The organism is Loktanella sp. SALINAS62 (assembly GCF_018263905.1).
Classification (GTDB): domain Bacteria; phylum Pseudomonadota; class Alphaproteobacteria; order Rhodobacterales; family Rhodobacteraceae; genus Loktanella.
Map to the genome: position 1 here is coordinate 79,914 of NZ_JAAFZU010000077.1, position 20,410 is coordinate 100,323.

Genomic DNA, 20,410 nt, shown 5'->3' on the forward strand with positions numbered 1-20,410 from the left:
GTATCCACCGCCGACGACGACGATGAGTATGACGATGATTGCTGCAATAGTGACGTTTGACATTGCTGTGGTCCTTTTGTGGGGGGCCTCTACAGACCCTGTCCCGGTTTCACGTCTTTCAGTTCCATCGCCTTGGCTGGATCGCGGTGCATCTGCGCGATGATGTTCTGACGCTTGATGTCCGTGCGGTGACGCAGCGTCAGCACAATCGCACCGATCATGGCCACCAGCAGGATCAACCCGGCCAGCTGGAACAGGATGATGTAACGGTCATAGATCAAAAGACCCAGCAGGTTGGTGTTTTCACCCACTGCGGACGGCGCGACCAGCCGGTCGTCGATGCCCGCCGAATAATCCCAGGCACCAAAGGCCACGACCAGCTGCATCAGGATCACGATGCCGATCAACAGGCCGATGGGCAGGTATTTCGACATTTCCGCCTTCAACGCGGCAAAATCGATGTCCAGCATCATCACCACGAACAAAAACAGCACGGCGACGGCGCCGACGTAGACGATAATCAGCAGCATCGCGACGAATTCAGCGCCCAGAATGATGAACAATCCTGCCGACGACAAAAACGCAAGGATCAACCACAACACCGAATGGACCGGGTTGCGCGCCAGCACGGTCATCAGCCCGCCCAGCAGCGTGGACACGGCAAACAGGTAAAACGTAAAGGCTATGACGGTCATGCGTTGTCATCCTTGCTCAGTTCTTCGGTGGCGATCGTCATCGCCTGCGTCATGGCCGGCACGCCGCCGAACAGACCGGCCTGCGCGATCACTTCTGCAATTTCTTTCCGGGTGGCACCGGCCTCTGACAGATGGCGCACCGTGGCGCGGATCTGCGTTTCGGCCTGCGCCCCGGTAATGGTCAGCCCGGTCAGGGTCAGCATCAGCCGCGTCTTGGCGTCAAGTCCGCCGGGGTTCAACCCCTTGCCGAAGAAAGTCTCCATCATGTCCTTGGACATTGTGGGAAACATGTCGAACACACCCTTCGACGCAAATGATGTCATGGCCGGATTCATCTGGGCAGCCCAGTCCTGACCCAGCTTCATCATCGCGGCAAAGGGATTGTCGTCGCTCATCGGTAGGGCGCATCCATTTCCAGATTGCGTGCGATTTCGGCTTCCCAGCGGTCACCGTTGGCCAGCAGCTTTTCCTTGTCGTAATACAGTTCTTCACGGGTTTCCGTGCTGAATTCGAAATTCGGCCCTTCGACGATGGCGTCGACCGGGCACGCTTCCTGGCACAGACCGCAATAGATGCATTTCGTCATGTCGATGTCGTAACGCGTCGTGCGGCGGCTGCCGTCATCGGTGCGCGGGGCCGCATCAATGGTGATGGCCTGCGCGGGACAGATTGCTTCGCACAATTTGCAGGCGATGCAGCGTTCTTCGCCGTTGGGATAACGGCGCAGCGCGTGTTCCCCCCGGAAACGCGGCGAAAGCGGACCCTTTTCGTGGGGGTAGTTCACTGTCGCCTTGGGCGCAAAAAAGTATTTGAACCCCAGACGGAAGCCCGTCCAGACGTCTTGCAGCAGGAAATATTTGGCGGCGCGGGTATAGTCCATGTCAGCCTCCGATCGTGTAACGGGCCCACATGGCGCCGAACACTTCAAATTTCGCAAGGAACGCCACCAGCACGACCCAAGCCAGCGACATCGGCAGGAACACTTTCCAGCCGATCCGCATCAGTTGGTCGTAGCGGTAGCGCGGGGTGATGGCTTTCACCATGGCGAAGACGAAGAAGCACAGCAGCATCTTCAAGACCATCCACAGCACACCATCAGGCAGGCCGGGGATCGGTGACAGCCAGCCGCCCAGGAACAGCAACGACACCAGCGCGCACATCAGCACGACTGCCATCAATTCACCGATCATGAACAGCAGGAATGGGGTGGACGAATATTCGACCTGATAGCCCGCAACCAATTCCGATTCCGCCTCTGGCAGATCGAACGGCGGGCGGTTGGTTTCGGCCAGCGCCGAGATAAAGAACAGGAACAGCATCGGGAAATGCGCAACCCAATACCACGAAAAGATACCGGCGCCACGCTGTGCTTCGACGATGGCACCGAAATTCATCGATCCTGTCGAAATGATGATGCCGATGATGATCAGGCCCAGCGACACCTCGTATGAAATCATCTGTGCGGCGGACCGCAGCGACCCCAAAAACGGATATTTGGAATTGGACGCCCAGCCACCCATGATCACGCCGTACACTTCCAGCGAAGAGACCGCGAAAACGAACAGGATCGCCACGTTGATGTCCGACAGCACCCAGCCTTCGTTGAACGGAATGACCGACCACGCGATGACCGGCATGACAAAGGTGATCATCGGGGCCAGAAAATAGACCGGCTTGTCAGCGCCGGCAGGCACCACGATTTCCTTGACGATGTATTTCAGAAAATCGGCAAAGGATTGCAGAACGCCCCAAGGACCGACCACGTTCGGGCCGCGTCGCATCTGCACGGCCGCCCAGACCTTGCGGTCGGCATACATCAGCATCGCCAGCGCAAGAAGCAGGGGAATCAGGACCAAGAGACACTGACCCAGAATCAAAAGGATCTGACCGGGAATGGTCGTGGTGAAGAAGTTGATCATATCCGTTTCCTCAAGCGTCAGACGGTCGGAATACCCGATGCGCCGCAATCTGCAACCTTGACCACGGCGTCAATCGACGATCGTCCACGGGGCAGGTCCGGCGAGATGGTGTAAACAGCATCCGCGCGCCAAGTGCCACCCTGTTCCGTCGTATTGACCCGCACCCGGCGGGTGAAAGAATGTCCGCGGATCAGCGCATATTGCGCTGCGGCACATTCTGCATAATTTTCGACCGCTGCGGGATCATCCGTGCCGCGCAGCGCGACACGGAAATTCACCAGATCACCGTCCAGCAGATCGGTCTGAATGCCCATATAACTGGGGCGCCCAGCGGGTTCGTCCATCGGGGCGCAGGCAGCCAGACCCACGAACAAGGCAATGACCGGGCGCACGGACCTATTCCGCCGCAATCTTGTCCGTGACACGCATCTTGGCGTTGGCGGACAGTTCCGCCATCAGGCTGGACGCCCGCGCGATGGGGTTGGTCAGATAGAAATCCGTTACCGCCTGCGCAAAATCACCCCGCCCAAGCGTGCCTGCGTCAATCGCCACAATATCATTGTTCGACACGATATCGATCTGTCCCAGATGCGGATGGGATTGCACCAATGCGCGACGCAACTGCGCCAGCGAATCAAATGGCAGCGTGGCATCCAGTTCCGCCGACAGCGCGCGCAGGATCGCCCAGTTTTCCTTGGCCTGACCCGGCGGGAACGCGGCACGCATCGCCAGTTGCGGGCGGCCTTCTGTGTTCACGAACAACCCGTTTTCTTCGGTATAGGCGGCGGCGGGCAGGATCACGTCGGCGCGGTGTGCGCCCCGGTCGCCGTGGCTGCCCTGATAGATCACGAATGCACCGTCGGGCAGTTCGGTTTCATCCGCGCCAAGGTTGTAAACCACCTCTGCCCCGTCCAGTGCGGCGGGCAACCCACCGTCGGTCACGGCCCCCACATCCATCGCACCGACACGGCCAGCGGCGGTATGCAGGATCATCAGCCGCGATTGCGACGCCTGCGCGATTTTCATGGCGTGGCCCAACACGGCGTCACCATCATCACCCTGCAATGCACCCTGCCCCAGAATGACCAGTGATGGCGCTTCGCGCTGTTCGTCCGACCAATCGAACCCGGCCAGATCGGCCAATGCAGCGCGGCCCGCGCCCTTGTGTTCGTAATCGAACGTCAGATCGACAGCCGCACCGACCAGATCGACGTTCGCACCGCGCGACCATGCGCGGCGGATGCGGCTGTTCAGACCGGGCGCTTCTGCGCGGGGGTTAGTGCCGATCAATACGATATGACGCGCATCGTCGATATCCGCGATGGTCGCGGTGCCGACGTATCCACTGCGGTTGCCCGCTGGCAGTTTCGCGCCGTCGGTACGGCATTCGACCGACCCGCCCAGACCTTCGACCAGTTGCTTCAACGCGTATGCCGACTCAACCGGGGCCAGATCACCGACCAGACCGGCAATCTTTTTGCCCTTCATCGCGGTGGCGGCGGCGGCCAGTGCTTCGGGCCAGTCCGCTTTGCGCAGCTTGCCGTTTTCACGGATATAGGGCGTGTCCAACCGCTGGCGGCGCAGCCCGTCAAACACAAAGCGGGTTTTGTCGTTAATCCATTCTTCGTTCACGCCGTCGTGGTTCCGCGGCAGGATGCGCATGACTTCGCGGCCTTTGGTATCCACACGGATGCTGGACCCCAACGCATCCATCACGTCGATGGATTCGGTTTTTGTCAGCTCCCACGGACGCGCGGTAAAGCTGTAGGGTTTGCTGACCAGCGCACCGACCGGGCACAGGTCGATGATGTTGCCCTGCATGTTCGATTCCAGCGTCTCGCCCAGATAGGACGTGATTTCCGCATCTTCGCCGCGCCCCGTCTGGCCCATCTGATGAATGCCCGCGACTTCGGTCGTGAACCGCACGCAGCGTGTGCAGGAAATGCAGCGCGTCATATGGGTTTCGACCAGCGGCCCCAGATCCAGATCTTCGGTCGCGCGTTTGGGTTCGCGGAAACGGCTGAAATCCACACCATACGCCATCGCCTGATCCTGCAAATCGCATTCGCCGCCCTGATCGCAGATCGGGCAGTCCAGCGGGTGGTTGATCAGCAGGAATTCCATGACACCCTCGCGGGCCTTTTTCACCATGGGAGAGTTCGTCTTGACGACCGGCGGCTGGCCTTCGGGACCGGGGCGCAGATCGCGCACCTGCATCGCACAGGATGCGGTGGGTTTCGGCGGACCGCCAACGACCTCGACCAGACACATCCGGCAGTTGCCAGCGATCGACAGCCGCTCGTGATAGCAAAAGCGCGGAATTTCGATTCCGACCTGTTCGCAGGCCTGAATAAGGGTCATCGCCCCATCGACTTCGATCTCTGTTCCGTCGATGTTGATTTTCTTGAGGTCGGACATGAAAGGCTCCGGACAGCGAGGGCACACAAGGTGCGTTGACCGGGTTCTAACGCGCCTGACAGGACGATGCCAGACGCGCGGCCTATTTTTTACACCCCAAACGCCGCGACTTACCGCAGCAGTCGCCCGATTCCGGTGGCTTTTGCGATCTGGGCGCGGCCAACGGTGCAAAAGCTGGCCGGGTCACCGTCAACGGCCCCCAACTGCCGCAGTTGCCGCCGCGCGATGGTTTTCAGACGGTCCTTTTGCACATCGTCGTCGATATAGGCGTCAACCTCTGCCCCGGAATATCCCAGATCGCGGGCCCGGGATTTCAGGTTGAACAACGTACGGATGCCCTGAAACGTGCGGGCGTCGATATCGTCGCACTGGCGGCTGATTTCATAGGCCATGCCGACCACGATCAGGGCATTGTTGATTTCTGGCTCTTCGGCCAATCCCTGTGCTGTCGCGGGTCCGGTCAGCCCTGTGGCCAGAACGGCTGCGGCGATTAGTGTTCGCATGATGCGATTCCTTTTCTGCTCTGGTGACGGGATATCGTCACGCAGCCACCGCTATGCAATATCACGGGGGCAGACGGGCGCGGCCGTGGTTAGCGCAGCGTCAGACAGCGTCGGTGGTCAGGTCGCAGATACCGTGCGGGTCACAGCGCGGCGAACACCGCCAAGACAGCCAATCCCACCAGCGCAAACCACCCGACGGCGTAGCACGCGGACCGAAGCGGCTGATTTTCGCTGCGGATATGGACCACGGCCATCACCACCCGCGCCAGCAGAAAGACGACGCATAATCCGTTCACCCAAAAGGGCGCTGCCCCCGTCAGAACAGCGGCAACTGCCGCCGCCAGAAACGGCGCGTTTGTTTCCAACGCATTGTGATAGGCGCGGTGCCGTCGATACACGGGATTCGCATAATCGCGACGCGGCGAACCGCAGGCGCATAGATCATCGTCGGTCCGGCCCCGCAGCGACAATCCGGACAGCACCACCAGCAACACCGCCCAAAGCCCAAGCACAGCCAAGGCAGGGTGATAGGCCGACAGCCCGTCCAAGATCATTCCGCCGCAATCGGTCGCTTGTGCTTGATGCGGTCTTCGATTTCATCGCGGAAGTTGCGGATCAGACCCTGAATCGGCCATGCGGCAGCATCGCCCAGTGCGCAGATCGTGTGACCTTCGACCTGTTTTGTCACGTCCAGCAGCATGTCGATCTCTTCGACCGCCGCGTTGCCGTGGACCAACCGTTCCATCACGCGCATCATCCAGCCTGTGCCTTCGCGGCATGGCGTGCACTGGCCGCAGGATTCGTGCTTGTAGAATTTCGACAACCGCCAGATCGCTTTGATCATGTCGACGTCCTTGTCCATCACGATCACAGCGGCAGTGCCCAGACCCGATTGCAGATCGTTGCGCAGGTAATCGAAATCCATGATCGCATCGCGCATGTTTTCGCCGCGCACACAGGGCACCGACGACCCACCGGGAATCACCGCTTTCAGGTTGTCCCAGCCGCCGCGAATGCCACCGCAGTGTTTTTCGATCAGCTCCTCAAAAGAGATGCTCATCTGTTCTTCGACGACGCAGGGGTTGTTCACATGGCCCGAAATCGCGAACAGTTTCGTACCCGCGTTGTTCGGACGGCCCATGCCAGCGAACCATGCACCGCCGCGCCGCAGGATCGTCGGCACCACGGCAATCGATTCGACGTTGTTCACCGTCGTCGGGCAGCCATACAGACCCGCCCCCGCCGGGAATGGCGGCTTCATGCGCGGCATGCCTTTTTTGCCTTCAAGGCTTTCCAGCAGTGCCGTTTCTTCGCCGCAGATATAGGCGCCCGCGCCATGGGCCAGATAGATGTCGAAATCCCAGCCCGATCCGCAGGCGTTCTTGCCCACCAGACCTGCGTCATATGCTTCGTCGATGGCTTGCTGCAGCGCCTCTTTTTCGCGGATGTATTCGCCGCGAATGTAGATGTAGCAGGCATGGGCCTGCATGGCGAAACTGGCGATCAGGCAGCCTTCGACCAGCGTATGCGGGTCGTGGCGCATGATTTCGCGGTCCTTGCAGGTGCCCGGTTCGGATTCGTCGGCGTTCACCACCAGATAGGACGGGCGACCGTCGCTTTCCTTGGGCATGAACGACCATTTCAGTCCGGTCGGAAAGCCCGCACCGCCGCGCCCGCGCAGGCCCGACGCCTTCATTTCGTCGACGATCCAATCCTTGCCACGGCCAAGGATATCTTTTGTGCCGTCCCAATGCCCACGCGCCTGCGCACCCTTGAGAGTGCGGTCGTGCATGCCGTAAAGATTGGTGAAAATGCGGTCCTGATCTTGCAACATTGTGCGGGTCCTCAAGGTCTGGTCGGCGGGCAATGCCCGGTTACCGCGTCTTTTGCCAGATTCTGACGGTGACAACCAGTGACCAAATGAACGCAGCCAGACAGAACAGGTAAATCAGGATTTCAAAGCGTGGTGCCAGCCCCGTCACGGCGACAATCCACGGTGCGATGATCGCCAGAAACCCGGCAGCTGCAATGACAAGGGCGGCAATCCGCCCCTGTCTGTTCGTGTCTTCGGTATGTTTGGACATGATTTAGTAAACGCCGCCCTTGTCGACCCGCGTCGAAAATTCAGTGTCGCCGCCTGTGGCCAGAATTTTGGCCTGTGACACCCATTCATCGCGGCTTGCCCGGCCTTTGAACCCTTTCAGGTTGCTGTCGACCCACGCCAATTCGCGGCTGGTCCATGCGGCGATCTGATCGAAATGAAAGATGCCCATGTCATGCAGCATCAGTTCAAGCTTCGGTCCAACGCCTTTGATTTCCTTCAGGTTGTCGGGACCGCCTTCGCGGGCTGCATCCAGCAGCTTTGGCTTGTCAGCCATTGTCGGTGTCGCGTCGGCACCCGCTGTCGCATCGGCGGATGGTTGTGCCGCCACCGATGCGGTGCCGTCTGCACCCGGATTGGCAGCAGTACCCGTATCCGCGTCAGGTGTTGCTTCGACTTCGGACGTGCCTTTGGCATCGCCTTCGTATTTCCATTCACCTTTGCGGGTGGAAAGCTCTTCTTGACCGGCCAAGGGGGCGGATGGTTTTACGATGGACCCAGCCGCCGCCGGGGCCGCAGCATCAGACGCGGGCTGCACGCTGTCGGTGTCCGATGTGGCCGTGTCCGCCTGCGATGATACCTGTGATCCAGACGACGCCGTGCCATCGCCTGCGGTCGCTGTGTCATGCGGGTCGGCGGTTTGCGCGCCCTGCCCGCCGACCGCAGCACTGGCCTGACCGCCATTACCATCTGCCGACCCGCCCGCAGCCGCAGCCGTTGCACCACTTGCGGTGTCTGATTTGGATGCCGCTGCATTGCCAGAACCGGCGGCGCCATACGAACCGGATACATTGGGCGCCACTGTGCGCTTGGTTTCGGGCGCCGTACCGCCCAATCCGATCTTTTCACCACTTGCCGTGACACCGGGCTGCAGGTTGCGGTCCTTGGCGTCGCGCCAACCGAACCACAAAACGATCGCGACAAGAATGGCCAGCAAACCGGCCACGAACAGTGATCCCACGAAACCGAAGCCGAACATGACAAGAGCCACGCCACCCGCGATCAAGCCGAACACGGCGGCGACGACCAAAATACCCAGTTCTTTGGGTGCTGTTGTCTTCATCTGTAAAAATCCCCTGCAAATTCTGTGGCACAAGGCCGTGTCGAAACGGACGCAGACCCAATGCAACGCAAAAGACGGCCCTCAGGGCCGTCTTAACGCAACTTTTGCGCGACACATAGAATTTTTACGAACAGCGCCTTACGACGTCGTCAGATCCTTGGCCTGGCCGACCCAATCGTCGCGCAGGATACGACCCTTGAATTTCAGCCGCGTGTCGACCCAGGCCATTTCTGCAATGGTCCAATTGGCGATCTGGTCAAAGTGATAGAAACCCAATTCGTGCAGGATGCCTTCGATCTTGGGTCCGACGCCTTTGATCTTTTTCAGATCGTCGGCACCGCCCGCACGGGGGCCGTCCAATGTCAGCGGCTTTTCCTCGGCCACGTTTTCCAATGGGTTATCGACGGCCGTTGCAGGCTTTGACGATGCTTTGCCCGGTTGGCCCTTGGCGCCTGTCTCGTCGGCAGCAGGGGCCGCCCCACCAGTTACAGCACCGGCACCCGCTGCGCGCGGACCGGGGGCCGGCGCATCGCTGCCGTCACGCCCTGCCGCACCGCGCAACGCATCTGGCGTGCTGGCGGAATCATCGGTGGTGCCCGGTTGTCCCACGGCATGCGGGTCGGATTTGGCATCCGGTGCAACGCTGCCTTCTTCGGGCTTGCCGACGCGCGGTTCGTCGGGCGCTTCGCCCGGTGCTTCTGACATCCCGTCAGACGCATCGCCCACATCGCGCGGGGCCGCATCGTCGCCTGCCACACGGCCACCCTGTTTGCCATCCGGTCCTTCGGGGGCCATCTGTGCGTCACGCGAGGCGGCAACAGGATCCTTGTCGGCGGTTTTCGCGGTGTTCCACGGGGTCAGTAGCGGCACTTCGGTGCCATCAATCCGTTTCAGCGTATCACCGATATCAACGGCGAGTTGTGCACTGGCGTTGTATTGCGCCTTGCCGCTGTCGTGGTCTTTCAGGCTGGTCAGGCCGCCCAATGGTTCGGACGCAAAGCGCCCGTTCTGGGGGCCGGGCACCGGCACTTCGCCAGCGGCCATCCGGTCGATCAGGTCGGCCAATTTGTCGGCGGTCAGGTCTTCGTAATAATCCTTGCCGATCTGGGCCATCGGCGCATTCGCGCAGGACCCCAGACATTCGACTTCTTCCCACGAAAATTTGCCATCGTCGGACAATTGGTGCGCTTTTGGGGCGATCTTGTCACGGCAGACACCGATCAGGTCCTCTGCGCCGCAGATCATGCAGGACAACGTGCCGCAAACCTGAATATGCGCCACTGAACCAACGGGTTGCAGCTGGAACATAAAGTAGAAAGTGGCCACTTCCAGCACACGGATATATTCCATATCCAGCATCTTGGCGATATGTTCGATGGCGGGCCGTGACAGCCAGCCTTCTTGTTCCTGCGCGCGCCACAGCAGCGGGATCACGGCGCTGGCCTGACGACCTTCGGGGAATTTGGTCATCTGGCCTTCGGCCCACGCCCGGTTGGCGTCCGTGAACGCAAAGGTTTCGGGCTGGTCGTGATACAGGCGTCGCAGCATGGCGGGGGTCTTTCAGGTCTTGTTCCGGCAGGTCTTGTTCGGTCAGATCGTCACGCAGCCGATCAGATGCAGCGGTCGCTTACCACACGGATCGCACTGTCGCCAGACACCTCGACCCGGCCTTCGCTTTCCAGTTGCGGGATCAGCGATGCAAGCTCTGCCTGACTGATCGTCGCATCGGTCAGCACAGCACCTGCATTGGTGGTGGTCAGCGTGCAACCGTTGTTTTCAATGCCGCGCACCAGCCGTTCCTTGGCGGTCAGCACGGTTGGCTGCGGCGTCGGCGCGGGCGCGACCCGGTCCATCGGATCAGCTGGCATGTTGCGGCCCAGATCGGGAATACCAGACGTGCAGGCGGTAACGGACAGCAGCGCAAGCGGGGCTAAGTAACGGATCATCGGTCAATCTCTCCGAAAACGACGTCCATCGTGCCGATAATGGCAGCGACATCGGCCAGTTGGTGCCCCTTGGCGACATGGTCCATCGCTTGCAGGTGCAGATAACCCGGCGCGCGCAGTTTGGCGCGGTACGGTTTGTTGGTCCCATCCGCCACCAGAAAGACGCCGAATTCGCCCTTTGGCGCTTCGACGCAGGCGTAAACTTCACCTTCGGGCACGTGGAACCCTTCGGTATAAAGCTTGAAGTGATGGATCAGGCTTTCCATGTCGGTTTTCATCTGGGTGCGTGTCGGCGGCGTCATCTTGCCCCGGGCCATCACGTCGCCCTTTTCGACCCGCAATTTCGCGCAGGCCTGCCGCATGATGTGCACCGACTGGCGCATTTCTTCCATCCGGCACAGAAAGCGGTCATAGCAATCGCCATTCTTGCCAACCGGAATCTGGAATTCGAATTCATCGTAGCATTCATAGGGCTGTGCGCGCCGTAGATCCCAAGCCAGACCGGACCCCCGCGCCATCACCCCGGAAAAGCCCCATTCCTGAATTTCCTGTTCGGTCACGATGCCGATGTCAGCATTGCGCTGCTTGAAAATCCGGTTTTCGGTCAGCAGTCCGTCAATATCGTCCAGCACGGACGGAAACGACTGGCACCATGTGTCGATATCTTCGATCAACTGGTCAGGCAGGTCCTGATGCACGCCACCGGGACGGAAATAATTGGCGTGCAAACGCGCACCACAGGCGCGTTCGTAAAACACCATCAGCTTTTCACGCTCTTCAAACCCCCACAGCGGCGGGGTCAGCGCGCCGACGTCCATCGCCTGAGTCGTCACATTCAACAGGTGCGACAGGATGCGGCCGATTTCGGAAAACAACACGCGGATCAGCTGGGCGCGGCGCGGTACAGGCGTTTTAGTCAGCCGCTCGATCGCCAGACACCATGCGTGTTCCTGATTCATTGGGCTGACGTAATCCAGCCGGTCGAAATAGGGAAGGTTTTGCAGGTAGGTCCGGCTTTCCATCAGCTTTTCGGTGCCACGGTGCAGCAGGCCGATATGCGGATCGCAGCGTTCGACGATTTCGCCGTCCAATTCCAGCACCAGTCGCAACACACCATGCGCCGCCGGGTGCTGGGGGCCAAAGTTGATGTTGAAATTCCGGATCTTCTGTTCGCCGGTGCGCGCGTCGCGCGATCCGTCGTCATAGGTATTCGTGCGGATATCGCCGTCCATCATTTTGCCGCTCCCTTGGAAACGTGGCCGTCCGGGGCCGCCTTGTCATCGCCGGGCAGGATGTATTCGGCGCCTTCCCACGGGGACATGAAATCGAACTGCCGGTATTCCTGAACAAGGTTCACCGGTTCATAGACGACACGTTTCTGTTTCTCATCATACCGCACTTCGGTATAGCCGGTGGTCGGAAAATCCTTGCGCAGCGGATGGCCGCGGAACCCGTAATCCGTCAGCAGGCGACGCAGATCGGGGTGACCCGAAAACAGGATGCCGAACATGTCAAAGATTTCACGCTCGAACCAGTTGGCGCTGGGATGCACGGGCAGGATCGACGCCACCATGTCTTCTTCGCGGATATCGACCTTTAGCCGGATGCGCTGGTTCTGATACATCGACAAAAAGTGATACACGACTTCGAAGCGTTTGGCCCGCTGCGGGTAATCGACGGCGGTAATGTCCACCAGCGTGGAAAACCGGCAGGCCGGATCGTTTTTCAGAAATTCCACGAAACCGACGATATTCGCGGCCGCGATTTTCATAGTCAATTCGCCATGCGCCACGGACCAAGACAGCACGCAGTCGTGACGTTTGGTTTCCAGATGCTGGCCTAGCTCTTGCAGGGCGTCGGACATAGGGGCGTTCCTTACCTAACGATCGTGCCGGTGCGGCGAATCTTGCGTTGCAGTTGCAGGATGCCATACAGCAACGCTTCTGCCGAAGGCGGGCAGCCGGGCACATAGATATCGACGGGGACGATCCGGTCACAGCCGCGCACCACCGAATAGCTGTAATGATAATAGCCGCCGCCGTTGGCGCATGACCCCATAGAGATCACATAGCGCGGTTCCGGCATCTGGTCGTAGACCTTGCGCAGCGCAGGTGCCATTTTATTGGTCAACGTGCCCGCGACGATCATCAGATCAGACTGGCGCGGCGATGCCCGCGGTGCGGTGCCGAACCGTTCCAGATCATAGCGCGGCATGGATGTGTGCATCATTTCGACCGCACAACAGGCCAGACCGAACGTCATCCAGTGCAGGCTGCCGGTGCGCGCCCAGTTGATGATGTCGGCAGTGGATGTGACAAGAAAGCCCTTATCGGTCAGTTCCTTGTTCAACGTCTGCGTGGCGACCTCGCGGTCGGCGCCTGCATCGTTAAGACCTGTGGCGATACCCATGGTCGCTTGCTCCTGATTGAAAAATCATGCGCGGGCGATCAAGCCCCTTGATGTTTGACCTATGTCCAGCACCGTCAGAGGTCAAGGCGACAACCTGCCCCGCACCCATCAGCGGCAGGGTGCGCCTGCGGATCATTCCCAGTCCAGCGCGCCCTTTTTCCATTCGTAGGCAAAGCCTGCGGTCAACACCGCAAGGAATACCATCATCGACCAGAATGCGGTCATGGAAATATGCTGAAAGGCAACGGCCCACGGAAACAGGAAAGCGACCTCTAGGTCGAAAATGATGAACAGGATGGACACCAGATAGAACCGGACGTCGAATTTCATCCGCGCATCGTCGAACGCGTTGAAACCACATTCATAGGCCGACACCTTTTCCGGGTCGGGATTGCGCACCGCAACCACCGCAGCCGCCAAAATCAGGATCAGCCCCAGCGCAATGGCAAGGCCCATGAAAATCAGGATCGGCAGGTATTCGGACAGCAGAAATTCCACGGCGGGTCGTTCCTATGGTTTGCGGGCATCACACCCCTGTACGTCATCCGGGTTTAGTGCGCCCCGCAGGCAGGGTCAACCGCACCCCGCCCCGACACGGTCCGATTGCCGCAGTTGACTTAAGCGCTTTTTATGATCGCCCCCACGCCAGCCAACTGACATCCGGCCCTCCGGATCGCACGTCAGGTTCAGACCTGTGGCAGCGGCCATGGGTCGTAAAACGCCTGCGGATAAAACACATCTGCTCCGACGTGCGCCGTGACAAAGCCGGGGCGCTGCGACAGGCGCCTGTGCCAGTCCGCGACGCGCGGAAGATCGTCCAGCCGGACAAAACGTCGCCCCATCTCGACCGCCTGCCCGACACCGATGTCGGCGGCGGAAAAATCGCCCAGCAGATAATCCACGTCAGCCAGCGCCGCATCCAGCACACCGATGGTTTTGGCCAGCCGTCGTGATTCGAGATGCATGATGATCGGGCTGCGCATGTGGTCTTCGCGCAGCATCAGGTGTTGTTGCGTCAGGTTCGCGCAATGCTGGCTGACGGTTTCCGCGTAATGCACCCATTGCAGCCAGGCCGCACGCTGCGGATGCCCCGCAGGCCGCCCCAGCACGTCAGGGGAAAACCGTTCGCACAAAAGCTCTGTGATCGCACCGCTTTCAAACAGCGCAAACCCGTCGATTTCCAGCGCAGGCACCCGCCCCGCCGGGTTCAGCGCCAGATAATCCGGCGCGCGCAACGACTTGTCCAAGGCATAGGATACCAGATCATAGGGCACGCCCAGTTCTTCCAGCAGCCACAGGCTGCGGACCGACCGCGTGCCGGGACTGTGATGCAGGCGGATCATGCGGGTTCCAGCGTGACAAGCGTGGCCTTGGCCGTGACCTGATCGCCGGGGGCCACGGTGATGCCCGCCACGACCCCTGCGCGCGGCGCACGCAGCACATGTTCCATCTTCATCGCTTCCAGCACGATCATCCGGTCGCCTTCGGCCACGGTGTCACCGACCGCGACCGCGACCGCCTGCACCAGACCCGGCATCGGCGCCAGCACACTGTCGCCCCCGGCCCCCGCGCCGACCCGGTCCAGCGGATCGGGATGGTCGAACGTCACCGGGTCGCGGCCAAAGACCGTGACCTGACGATCGTGCGCGACGGCATCCGGCAGGCGCACGCCGTCGCAGGTCCAGCCACCCGCATCGCGGCGCAGGGTCACGCTGCCATCGTCGATGTCCGCCACCACACGGTCGGGGTGAACCTGCAACGTCACGGCCAACGCGCGCCCGTCCAGCAACAACCCAACGTGGTGGCGCAACGGTTGCCACAGGCTGAAGCCGCGCCAGCCCGTGTCGCCCGTGTCCAGCCCCGCCGCCAGCACTGCGGCAAGCGCGATTTGCCCGTCGCCGGGATCGGCGGGTGCGGTCAGATCGGCGTGCCGCGCGATGAGCCCGGTATCGACGCGGCCCGCCGCGAAATCAGGATGCGCAGCCAACCGTTGCAAAAATCCCAGATTGGTGACACAGCCCGCGACCTGCGTATCTGCCAGCGCCTGCGACAACCGCCGCAGGGCCGTCGCACGATCCGGACCGTGACGGGTGATCTTGGCGATCATCGGATCATACCAAGGCGAAATGTCGGACCCCGTTTCCACACCGCTGTCAATCCGCGCCGCAGCCGGAAAGCCCAGATGTGCCAACCGGCCCGTCGCGGGTAGAAAGCCTGCAGGCACGTCTTCGGCATACAACCGTGCCTCGAACGCGTGGCCTGTAATCGTCAGATCGTTCTGTGCGCAGGGCAGCGGTTCACCGGCTGCCACGCGCAACTGCCATGCCACCAGATCGACGCCCGTGATCGCCTCTGTCACCGGATGTTCGACCTGTAGCCGCGTGTTCATTTCCATGAACCAGAACCCGTCGGGCCGCAGCCCGCCTGCCCCGTCGACGATAAATTCCACCGTGCCCGCGCCCGCATAGCCGATGGCCCGCGCCGCAGCGACAGCCGCATCGCCCATCGCGCGGCGCAGATCGTCGGTCATGCCGGGGGCCGGGGCTTCTTCGATCACCTTTTGATGGCGGCGTTGCAGCGAACAGTCGCGTTCGAACAGATGCACCGCGTCGGTGCCGTCACCAAAGACCTGCACCTCGATATGGCGGGGTTGCTGGATGTATTTTTCGATCAGCACCCGCGCATTGCCAAAGGCGGTCCGCGCTTCGGCCTGCGCACTGGCCAGCGCTTCGGCAAAGCCGTCAGCGTCCGCGACCAGCCGCATCCCCTTGCCACCGCCGCCCGCGACGGCCTTGATCAACACCGGGTATCCGATCTCTTCCGCCTGCGCGGCCAGATGGTCGGCGCCTTGGTTGTCGCCCTGATAGCCCGGCACAACGGGCACACCGGCGTCGGCCATCAGCGACTTGGCCGCGTCCTTCAGCCCCATCTTGCGGATCGCGTCGGCGGATGGGCCGATGAACACCAGCCCCGCCTGCGTGACCGCATCCACGAAATCGGGATTTTCCGACAAAAAGCCGTAGCCCGGATGGATCGCCTGCGCGCCCGTGTTCAGGGCAGCCGCGATGATCGCATCACCGCGCAGATAACTGTCGGCCACCGGTGCCGGCCCCAGCCGGACCGCGTTGTCCGCCATGCGCACGTGCAGCGCGCCTGCATCGGCGTCGGAATAGACGGCCACGGTTTCGACCCCCATCGCGCGGGCGGTGCGGATGATGCGGCAGGCGATTTCGCCACGGTTGGCGATCAGGATTCGGGTGAACATGCGATTACATCCTGAACACGCCAAAGCGTGTCTCCTCTACCGGGGCGTTGCAGCTTGCGGCCAGCGACAGCGCCAGCACGGCGCGGCTGTCACGCGGGTCGATCACCCCGTCGTCCCACAACCGGGCAGAGGCATACAGCGGATGCGATTGCCGCGCGAACTGGTCGATGGTTGGCTGTTTGAATGCGGCCTCTTCTGCCGATGACCACGCTTCGCCACGGCGTTCCTTGGCGTCGCGGGTCACGGTCGCCAGCACGCCTGCCGCCTGTTCGCCCCCCATGACGGCGGTCCGCGACGTGGGCCACGTCCACATGAAATCGGGGCTATAGGCGCGGCCCGCCATGCCGTAATTGCCCGCACCGTAACTGCCGCCGACCACCAGCGTGATCTTTGGCACGCGGGTCGTGGCAACGGCGGTCACCATCTTGGCCCCGTGGCGCGCGATGCCTTCGTTTTCGTATTGCCGCCCGACCATGAAACCCGTGATATTCTGCAAAAAGACCAGCGGGATACGCCGCTGGCTGCACAATTCGATGAAATGCGCGCCCTTTTGCGCGGCTTCGGAAAACAGCACCCCGTTGTTGGCAACGATCCCGCAGGGCCAGCCGTCGATATGCGCAAATCCGGTGACCAGCGTATCCCCGAACCGCGCCTTGAATTCATCGAAATCGGACCCGTCCACGATCCGGTGGATCACGTCACGGATGTCGTAGGGCGTGCGCAGGTCCGCAGGCACCACGTCAAACAGCGTCGCGGGGTCCAGCGCGGGTGCGCGGGGTGTCTGACGGGTGACCGTCCCCTGCCCGACCAGCGCGCAGGACGCCACCGCCTGCCGCGCAAGGGCCAGCGCATGGGCGTCATCCTCTGCCAGATAATCGGCCACACCGGACAGGCGGGTATGCACGTCGCCGCCGCCCAGATCCTCTGCGGTGACGACCTCTCCGGTGGCGGCCTTGACCAGCGGCGGCCCGGCCAGAAAGATCGTGCCCTGATCGCGCACGATGATCGACACATCGGCCATGGCGGGCACATAAGCGCCGCCTGCCGTGCAGGACCCCATCACGACGGCAATCTGGGGAATGCCCGCCGCAGACATATTGGCCTGATTGTAAAAGATGCGGCCGAAATGGTCGCGGTCTGGAAACACCTCGTCCTGTTGCGGCAGGTTCGCGCCGCCGCTGTCGACCAGATAGACACACGGCAGGCGGCAGGCCGCCGCGATTTCCTGCGCGCGCAGATGCTTTTTCACACTGATCGGGAAATAGGTGCCGCCCTTTACCGTGGCATCGTTGCAGACCACCATGACCTGATGGCCATTGACCCGCCCGACACCGGCGATGACGCCCGCACCGGGGGCCGCGTCGTCATACATGCCGTATGCCGCGACCGCGCCGATTTCCAGAAACGGCGCGCCGGGGTCCAGCAGGCCCGCGACCCGGTCGCGTGGCAGCATCTTGCCCCGGCTGACATGGCGTTCGCGCGCCCGCGCGCCGCCGCCTGCCGCCGCCGCAACAGCAGCCTGTGCGACGATGGCCAACGCGTCCTCATGCGCCTGTCGTGTCATTTCAAACCATCCATGCCATCGCGCAGCACCAACGTCTGCCGCGCTGTTTCCATCATCAGACACTGGATCGTGGCGGGTCCGCCGCCGGTCCCACCGCCCCATTTTGCCCGCTCGAAATCACACCGCGCATCGCGGTAAACGATCCAGTGCCGCTGCATGTCGCGCAGGGCATCCGACTGCACCGGCACGTTCATGCCCTCTGCCGCGGCAAAGGCGTCGCTTTCGGTATAGATCGCCATCAAGGTCGCATAGGCGTGGTTCAGTTCCGCATCCCAGAACTGCCATTCACGGTCCAGACACCCGCCCATGCCGACCGTCGTATCGCCACCGGGCGTATCATCCATGCAGACCCCGGCAGCGGCCCCGACGCAGTCCAGACGGTCCATCCCGCTGGCGCTGGCCAGACAGGCCCGCGTCGCAGTGTCGGAATACACCACATCCTGCGCCGCAACCGCCCCCGCGTGGCCCAGTGCCAGCGCGCAAATCATCGCAAGCTTCATACATCCGGCCCCGCTGCATCGCGGACCAGACCGCCGCGCGGCCCCGCTGGGTAAATGAACGACTGACCACTGGCATGCGTGCAGATCACCGTCAGGCGCACGTCACCCACACCGGGCGTCGCCAGACAGTCGGTCAGTGCAGCACCGTCCGGCGCATCCGACAGGTAACGGGCGGCATAGCGCGTGATGATATCGGTTTCGCTCACAGGCTGGCCCATCCGGTACCCCAGATAGCCCACCGCCACGGTCAGCGCGGCCAAGGGCACGAACAGCAACCGCCTGTTCATCCCATCGCCTTCATCAACTCTCGGCCCACCAGCATCCGGCGGATTTCAGACGTGCCCGCCCCGATTTCCATCAGTTTGGCATCGCGGAACAGGCGCGCCACGGGCGCATCGGCCATGAAACCGGCACCGCCCATCGCCTGCACCGCCTGATGCGCCTGTACCATCGCCTGTTCGGACGCATACAGACAGCAGGCCGCCGCATCCTGCCGCGTAACCGTGCCACGGTCACAGGCGCGCGCGACTTCATAGACATAGGCGCGGGCGGAATTCATCGCGGTGTACATATCCGCGATCTTGCCCTGCATCAGCTGGAACGACCCGATGGGCTGACCAAACTGTTTGCGCTGCGCAAGATAGGGCATGATTTCATCCAGACAGGCGGCCATGATCCCCAGACCGATGCCTGCCAGCACCACGCGTTCGTAATCCAGCCCTGACATCAGCACGGCGACACCGCGTCCTTCCTCACCCACAACGTTGTCAAACGGCACTGCGACATCGTCGAACACCAGTTCCGCCGTGTTCGACCCACGCATCCCCAGCTTGTCGAAATGCGCGCTGGTGCTGAAACCGTTCATGTCCTTTTCGATCAAAAAGGCCGTGATCCCCTTGGCACCCGCCTCGCGGTCGGTCTTGGCGTACACCAGCAGCGTATCCGCGTCGGGACCATTGGTGATCCAGTATTTCGTGCCGTTCAGGCGGTAGTGATCGTTGCGCTTTTCCGCGCTCAGCGTCATCGACACGACGTCCGACCCGGCGCCTGCCTCGCTCATGGCCAGCGCGCCGACGTGTTCGCCGCTGACCAGCTTTGGCAGGTATTTGGCGCGCTGCGCGTCGGTGCCGTTCAGCTTGATCTGGTTTACGCACAGATTCGAATGCGCCCCATAGGACAGGCTGACCGATGCGCTGGCGCGCGCGATTTCTTCGATCGCGACGGTATGTGCAAGATAGGACATGCCCGCACCGCCGTATTCTTCGGGCACGGTGACACCCAGCAGCCCCAGATCGCCCATTTCGCGCCATAATGCAGGCGGGAAGGCATTGTCGCGGTCGATTGCGGCCGCCATGGGTTTCAGCCGCGTCTGCGCCCAGTCGTGCACGGTATCACGCAGCGCATTCACATCTTCGCCCAGATCAAACGTCATGGATGCATTGAACATGGTCCGGGTCCTTTATTGAACGGTTGTTCAATTCGTATGCCACGCAAGCCCACCCGGTCAAGCGTCTTGCCCTGTCCGGTAGACACGCTATGACGCATGATATGAAAAATATCCTGCTTGCTGCCCTGATCGCCCTGCCCGCAACCGCCAAATCCGAAGAGGTCGGCAAGGTCGGCGTCGACTGGGTCGGCAACGACATCGTGATAGAGGCGCTGACCGACCCAAAGGTGCAAGGCGTCACCTGCCATCTGTCCTATTTCGACAGGTCCATCATTGACCGCCTCAGCCAAGGCAACTGGTTCGAGGATCCATCAAACGCGTCCATCGCCTGCCGCCAGACCGGTCCCATCGTGATCGGTGACATCGACCGCAGCGACGGTGGCGAAAACGTGTTTCGTGAACGCCAGTCCGTGCTGCTGAAATCGCTTCGCGTCAAACGCATCTATGACGAGGCGAATCAGACCCTGATCTACCTTGCCCATGCGACGGAACTGACCCAGGGCTCTGCCAAGATGTCGATCTCGACCGTGCCACTGTATGTGCCGGTGGCGGATTAGGCTTTCGTGGCGCAGTAAAAGCG

At 61.5% G+C, this 20,410-nt stretch carries 24 protein-coding genes; 1 reads left to right on the top strand and 23 read right to left on the bottom strand.

Annotated elements, in window-relative coordinates; all coding sequences use genetic code 11:
- Positions 1-89 precede the first annotated feature (89 nt).
- From GZH79_RS18105 to GZH79_RS18215, 23 genes are all read right to left on the bottom strand, one after another.
- Positions 90-695 carry an NADH-quinone oxidoreductase subunit J gene (locus tag GZH79_RS18105; protein WP_211645177.1) on the bottom strand — a complete coding sequence of 202 codons (606 nt, stop codon included), beginning with the start codon at positions 693-695 and terminating at the stop codon, positions 90-92.
- Entirely contained in the window at positions 692-1,090 is a 399-nt protein-coding gene (locus GZH79_RS18110) for a carboxymuconolactone decarboxylase family protein (RefSeq protein WP_211645178.1), read from the bottom strand. Before GZH79_RS18110 ends, GZH79_RS18105 begins: the two co-directional genes overlap by 4 nt.
- On the bottom strand, positions 1,087-1,575 hold the full coding sequence (nuoI, locus tag GZH79_RS18115) for an NADH-quinone oxidoreductase subunit NuoI (protein ID WP_211645179.1): 489 nt from the start codon (positions 1,573-1,575) through the stop codon (positions 1,087-1,089). The genes GZH79_RS18110 and nuoI overlap by 4 nt, the downstream gene beginning before the upstream one ends.
- A gap of 1 nt (position 1,576) precedes the next feature.
- A complete protein-coding gene (nuoH, locus tag GZH79_RS18120; RefSeq protein WP_211645180.1) occupies positions 1,577-2,614 on the bottom strand; it encodes an NADH-quinone oxidoreductase subunit NuoH in 1,038 nt (345 codons plus the stop codon).
- 17 nt (positions 2,615-2,631) lie between these two features.
- Positions 2,632-2,958, bottom strand: coding sequence for a hypothetical protein (locus tag GZH79_RS18125; protein WP_249219290.1), 327 nt, complete (start codon positions 2,956-2,958; stop codon positions 2,632-2,634).
- A 52-nt stretch (positions 2,959-3,010) separates the two neighbouring features.
- Entirely contained in the window at positions 3,011-5,032 is a 2,022-nt protein-coding gene (gene nuoG / locus GZH79_RS18130; RefSeq protein WP_211645182.1) for an NADH-quinone oxidoreductase subunit NuoG, read from the bottom strand.
- 110 nt (positions 5,033-5,142) lie between these two features.
- Positions 5,143-5,535: a DUF5333 domain-containing protein gene (locus GZH79_RS18135; protein ID WP_211645183.1), complete on the bottom strand. Its 393-nt coding sequence runs from the start codon at positions 5,533-5,535 to the stop codon at positions 5,143-5,145.
- Between the two features lie 140 nt (positions 5,536-5,675).
- Complete coding sequence (locus GZH79_RS18140; RefSeq protein WP_211645184.1) at positions 5,676-6,083, bottom strand: MAPEG family protein; 408 nt, start codon at positions 6,081-6,083, stop codon at positions 5,676-5,678.
- 2 nt (positions 6,084-6,085) lie between these two features.
- Complete coding sequence (gene nuoF / locus GZH79_RS18145; RefSeq protein WP_211645185.1) at positions 6,086-7,369, bottom strand: NADH-quinone oxidoreductase subunit NuoF; 1,284 nt, start codon at positions 7,367-7,369, stop codon at positions 6,086-6,088.
- 40 nt (positions 7,370-7,409) lie between these two features.
- On the bottom strand, positions 7,410-7,619 hold the full coding sequence (locus GZH79_RS18150; RefSeq protein WP_211645186.1) for a DUF5337 family protein: 210 nt from the start codon (positions 7,617-7,619) through the stop codon (positions 7,410-7,412).
- Positions 7,620-7,622: 3 nt separating this feature from the next.
- On the bottom strand, positions 7,623-8,699 hold the full coding sequence (locus tag GZH79_RS18155) for a hypothetical protein (RefSeq protein ID WP_211645187.1): 1,077 nt from the start codon (positions 8,697-8,699) through the stop codon (positions 7,623-7,625).
- A 138-nt stretch (positions 8,700-8,837) separates the two neighbouring features.
- A complete protein-coding gene (nuoE, locus tag GZH79_RS18160; RefSeq protein ID WP_211645188.1) occupies positions 8,838-10,247 on the bottom strand; it encodes an NADH-quinone oxidoreductase subunit NuoE in 1,410 nt (469 codons plus the stop codon).
- A 62-nt stretch (positions 10,248-10,309) separates the two neighbouring features.
- Entirely contained in the window at positions 10,310-10,645 is a 336-nt protein-coding gene (locus tag GZH79_RS18165; protein ID WP_211645189.1) for a hypothetical protein, read from the bottom strand.
- Entirely contained in the window at positions 10,642-11,880 is a 1,239-nt protein-coding gene (locus GZH79_RS18170) for an NADH-quinone oxidoreductase subunit D (protein ID WP_211645190.1), read from the bottom strand. Before GZH79_RS18170 ends, GZH79_RS18165 begins: the two co-directional genes overlap by 4 nt.
- The gene (locus GZH79_RS18175) at positions 11,877-12,509 is read right to left on the bottom strand and encodes an NADH-quinone oxidoreductase subunit C (RefSeq protein WP_211645191.1); all 633 of its coding nucleotides are present in this window, start codon (positions 12,507-12,509) and stop codon (positions 11,877-11,879) included. Before GZH79_RS18175 ends, GZH79_RS18170 begins: the two co-directional genes overlap by 4 nt.
- An 11-nt stretch (positions 12,510-12,520) precedes the next feature.
- The gene (locus tag GZH79_RS18180) at positions 12,521-13,054 is read right to left on the bottom strand and encodes an NADH-quinone oxidoreductase subunit B (RefSeq protein ID WP_211645192.1); all 534 of its coding nucleotides are present in this window, start codon (positions 13,052-13,054) and stop codon (positions 12,521-12,523) included.
- Between the two features lie 132 nt (positions 13,055-13,186).
- Positions 13,187-13,552: an NADH-quinone oxidoreductase subunit A gene (locus tag GZH79_RS18185; protein ID WP_211645193.1), complete on the bottom strand. Its 366-nt coding sequence runs from the start codon at positions 13,550-13,552 to the stop codon at positions 13,187-13,189.
- Positions 13,553-13,740: 188 nt separating this feature from the next.
- Positions 13,741-14,397: a glutathione S-transferase family protein gene (locus tag GZH79_RS18190; RefSeq protein ID WP_211645194.1), complete on the bottom strand. Its 657-nt coding sequence runs from the start codon at positions 14,395-14,397 to the stop codon at positions 13,741-13,743.
- Entirely contained in the window at positions 14,394-16,319 is a 1,926-nt protein-coding gene (locus GZH79_RS18195; protein WP_211645195.1) for an acetyl/propionyl/methylcrotonyl-CoA carboxylase subunit alpha, read from the bottom strand. The genes GZH79_RS18190 and GZH79_RS18195 overlap by 4 nt, the downstream gene beginning before the upstream one ends.
- Positions 16,320-16,323: 4 nt before the next feature.
- Positions 16,324-17,883: a carboxyl transferase domain-containing protein gene (locus GZH79_RS18200; RefSeq protein WP_211645196.1), complete on the bottom strand. Its 1,560-nt coding sequence runs from the start codon at positions 17,881-17,883 to the stop codon at positions 16,324-16,326.
- Positions 17,880-18,383 carry a lysozyme inhibitor LprI family protein gene (locus GZH79_RS18205; RefSeq protein ID WP_211645197.1) on the bottom strand — a complete coding sequence of 168 codons (504 nt, stop codon included), beginning with the start codon at positions 18,381-18,383 and terminating at the stop codon, positions 17,880-17,882. Before GZH79_RS18205 ends, GZH79_RS18200 begins: the two co-directional genes overlap by 4 nt.
- The gene (locus GZH79_RS18210; protein WP_211645198.1) at positions 18,380-18,670 is read right to left on the bottom strand and encodes a hypothetical protein; all 291 of its coding nucleotides are present in this window, start codon (positions 18,668-18,670) and stop codon (positions 18,380-18,382) included. The genes GZH79_RS18205 and GZH79_RS18210 overlap by 4 nt, the downstream gene beginning before the upstream one ends.
- Complete coding sequence (locus GZH79_RS18215) at positions 18,667-19,830, bottom strand: isovaleryl-CoA dehydrogenase (protein ID WP_211645199.1); 1,164 nt, start codon at positions 19,828-19,830, stop codon at positions 18,667-18,669. The genes GZH79_RS18210 and GZH79_RS18215 overlap by 4 nt, the downstream gene beginning before the upstream one ends.
- Before the next feature lie 101 nt (positions 19,831-19,931).
- Between GZH79_RS18215 and GZH79_RS18220 the strand changes: the two genes are divergently transcribed.
- Positions 19,932-20,387, top strand: coding sequence for a CreA family protein (locus GZH79_RS18220; RefSeq protein ID WP_211645200.1), 456 nt, complete (start codon positions 19,932-19,934; stop codon positions 20,385-20,387).
- Positions 20,388-20,410 lie beyond the last annotated feature (23 nt).

Coding starts and splice junctions, on each gene's coding strand:
- GZH79_RS18105 (WP_211645177.1), bottom strand. CDS start 695: ATGACCGTCATAGCCTTTACGTTTTACCTGTTTGCCGTGTCCACGCTG.
- GZH79_RS18110 (WP_211645178.1), bottom strand. CDS start 1,090: ATGAGCGACGACAATCCCTTTGCCGCGATGATGAAGCTGGGTCAGGAC.
- nuoI (WP_211645179.1), bottom strand. CDS start 1,575: ATGGACTATACCCGCGCCGCCAAATATTTCCTGCTGCAAGACGTCTGG.
- nuoH (WP_211645180.1), bottom strand. CDS start 2,614: ATGATCAACTTCTTCACCACGACCATTCCCGGTCAGATCCTTTTGATT.
- GZH79_RS18125 (WP_249219290.1), bottom strand. CDS start 2,958: ATGGACGAACCCGCTGGGCGCCCCAGTTATATGGGCATTCAGACCGAT.
- nuoG (WP_211645182.1), bottom strand. CDS start 5,032: ATGTCCGACCTCAAGAAAATCAACATCGACGGAACAGAGATCGAAGTC.
- GZH79_RS18135 (WP_211645183.1), bottom strand. CDS start 5,535: ATGCGAACACTAATCGCCGCAGCCGTTCTGGCCACAGGGCTGACCGGA.
- nuoF (WP_211645185.1), bottom strand. CDS start 7,369: ATGTTGCAAGATCAGGACCGCATTTTCACCAATCTTTACGGCATGCAC.
- GZH79_RS18150 (WP_211645186.1), bottom strand. CDS start 7,619: ATGTCCAAACATACCGAAGACACGAACAGACAGGGGCGGATTGCCGCC.
- GZH79_RS18155 (WP_211645187.1), bottom strand. CDS start 8,699: ATGAAGACAACAGCACCCAAAGAACTGGGTATTTTGGTCGTCGCCGCC.
- nuoE (WP_211645188.1), bottom strand. CDS start 10,247: ATGCTGCGACGCCTGTATCACGACCAGCCCGAAACCTTTGCGTTCACG.
- GZH79_RS18165 (WP_211645189.1), bottom strand. CDS start 10,645: ATGATCCGTTACTTAGCCCCGCTTGCGCTGCTGTCCGTTACCGCCTGC.
- GZH79_RS18170 (WP_211645190.1), bottom strand. CDS start 11,880: ATGATGGACGGCGATATCCGCACGAATACCTATGACGACGGATCGCGC.
- GZH79_RS18175 (WP_211645191.1), bottom strand. CDS start 12,509: ATGTCCGACGCCCTGCAAGAGCTAGGCCAGCATCTGGAAACCAAACGT.
- GZH79_RS18180 (WP_211645192.1), bottom strand. CDS start 13,054: ATGGGTATCGCCACAGGTCTTAACGATGCAGGCGCCGACCGCGAGGTC.
- GZH79_RS18190 (WP_211645194.1), bottom strand. CDS start 14,397: ATGATCCGCCTGCATCACAGTCCCGGCACGCGGTCGGTCCGCAGCCTG.
- GZH79_RS18195 (WP_211645195.1), bottom strand. CDS start 16,319: ATGTTCACCCGAATCCTGATCGCCAACCGTGGCGAAATCGCCTGCCGC.
- GZH79_RS18200 (WP_211645196.1), bottom strand. CDS start 17,883: ATGACACGACAGGCGCATGAGGACGCGTTGGCCATCGTCGCACAGGCT.
- GZH79_RS18205 (WP_211645197.1), bottom strand. CDS start 18,383: ATGAAGCTTGCGATGATTTGCGCGCTGGCACTGGGCCACGCGGGGGCG.
- GZH79_RS18210 (WP_211645198.1), bottom strand. CDS start 18,670: ATGAACAGGCGGTTGCTGTTCGTGCCCTTGGCCGCGCTGACCGTGGCG.
- GZH79_RS18215 (WP_211645199.1), bottom strand. CDS start 19,830: ATGTTCAATGCATCCATGACGTTTGATCTGGGCGAAGATGTGAATGCG.
- GZH79_RS18220 (WP_211645200.1), top strand. CDS start 19,932: ATGAAAAATATCCTGCTTGCTGCCCTGATCGCCCTGCCCGCAACCGCC.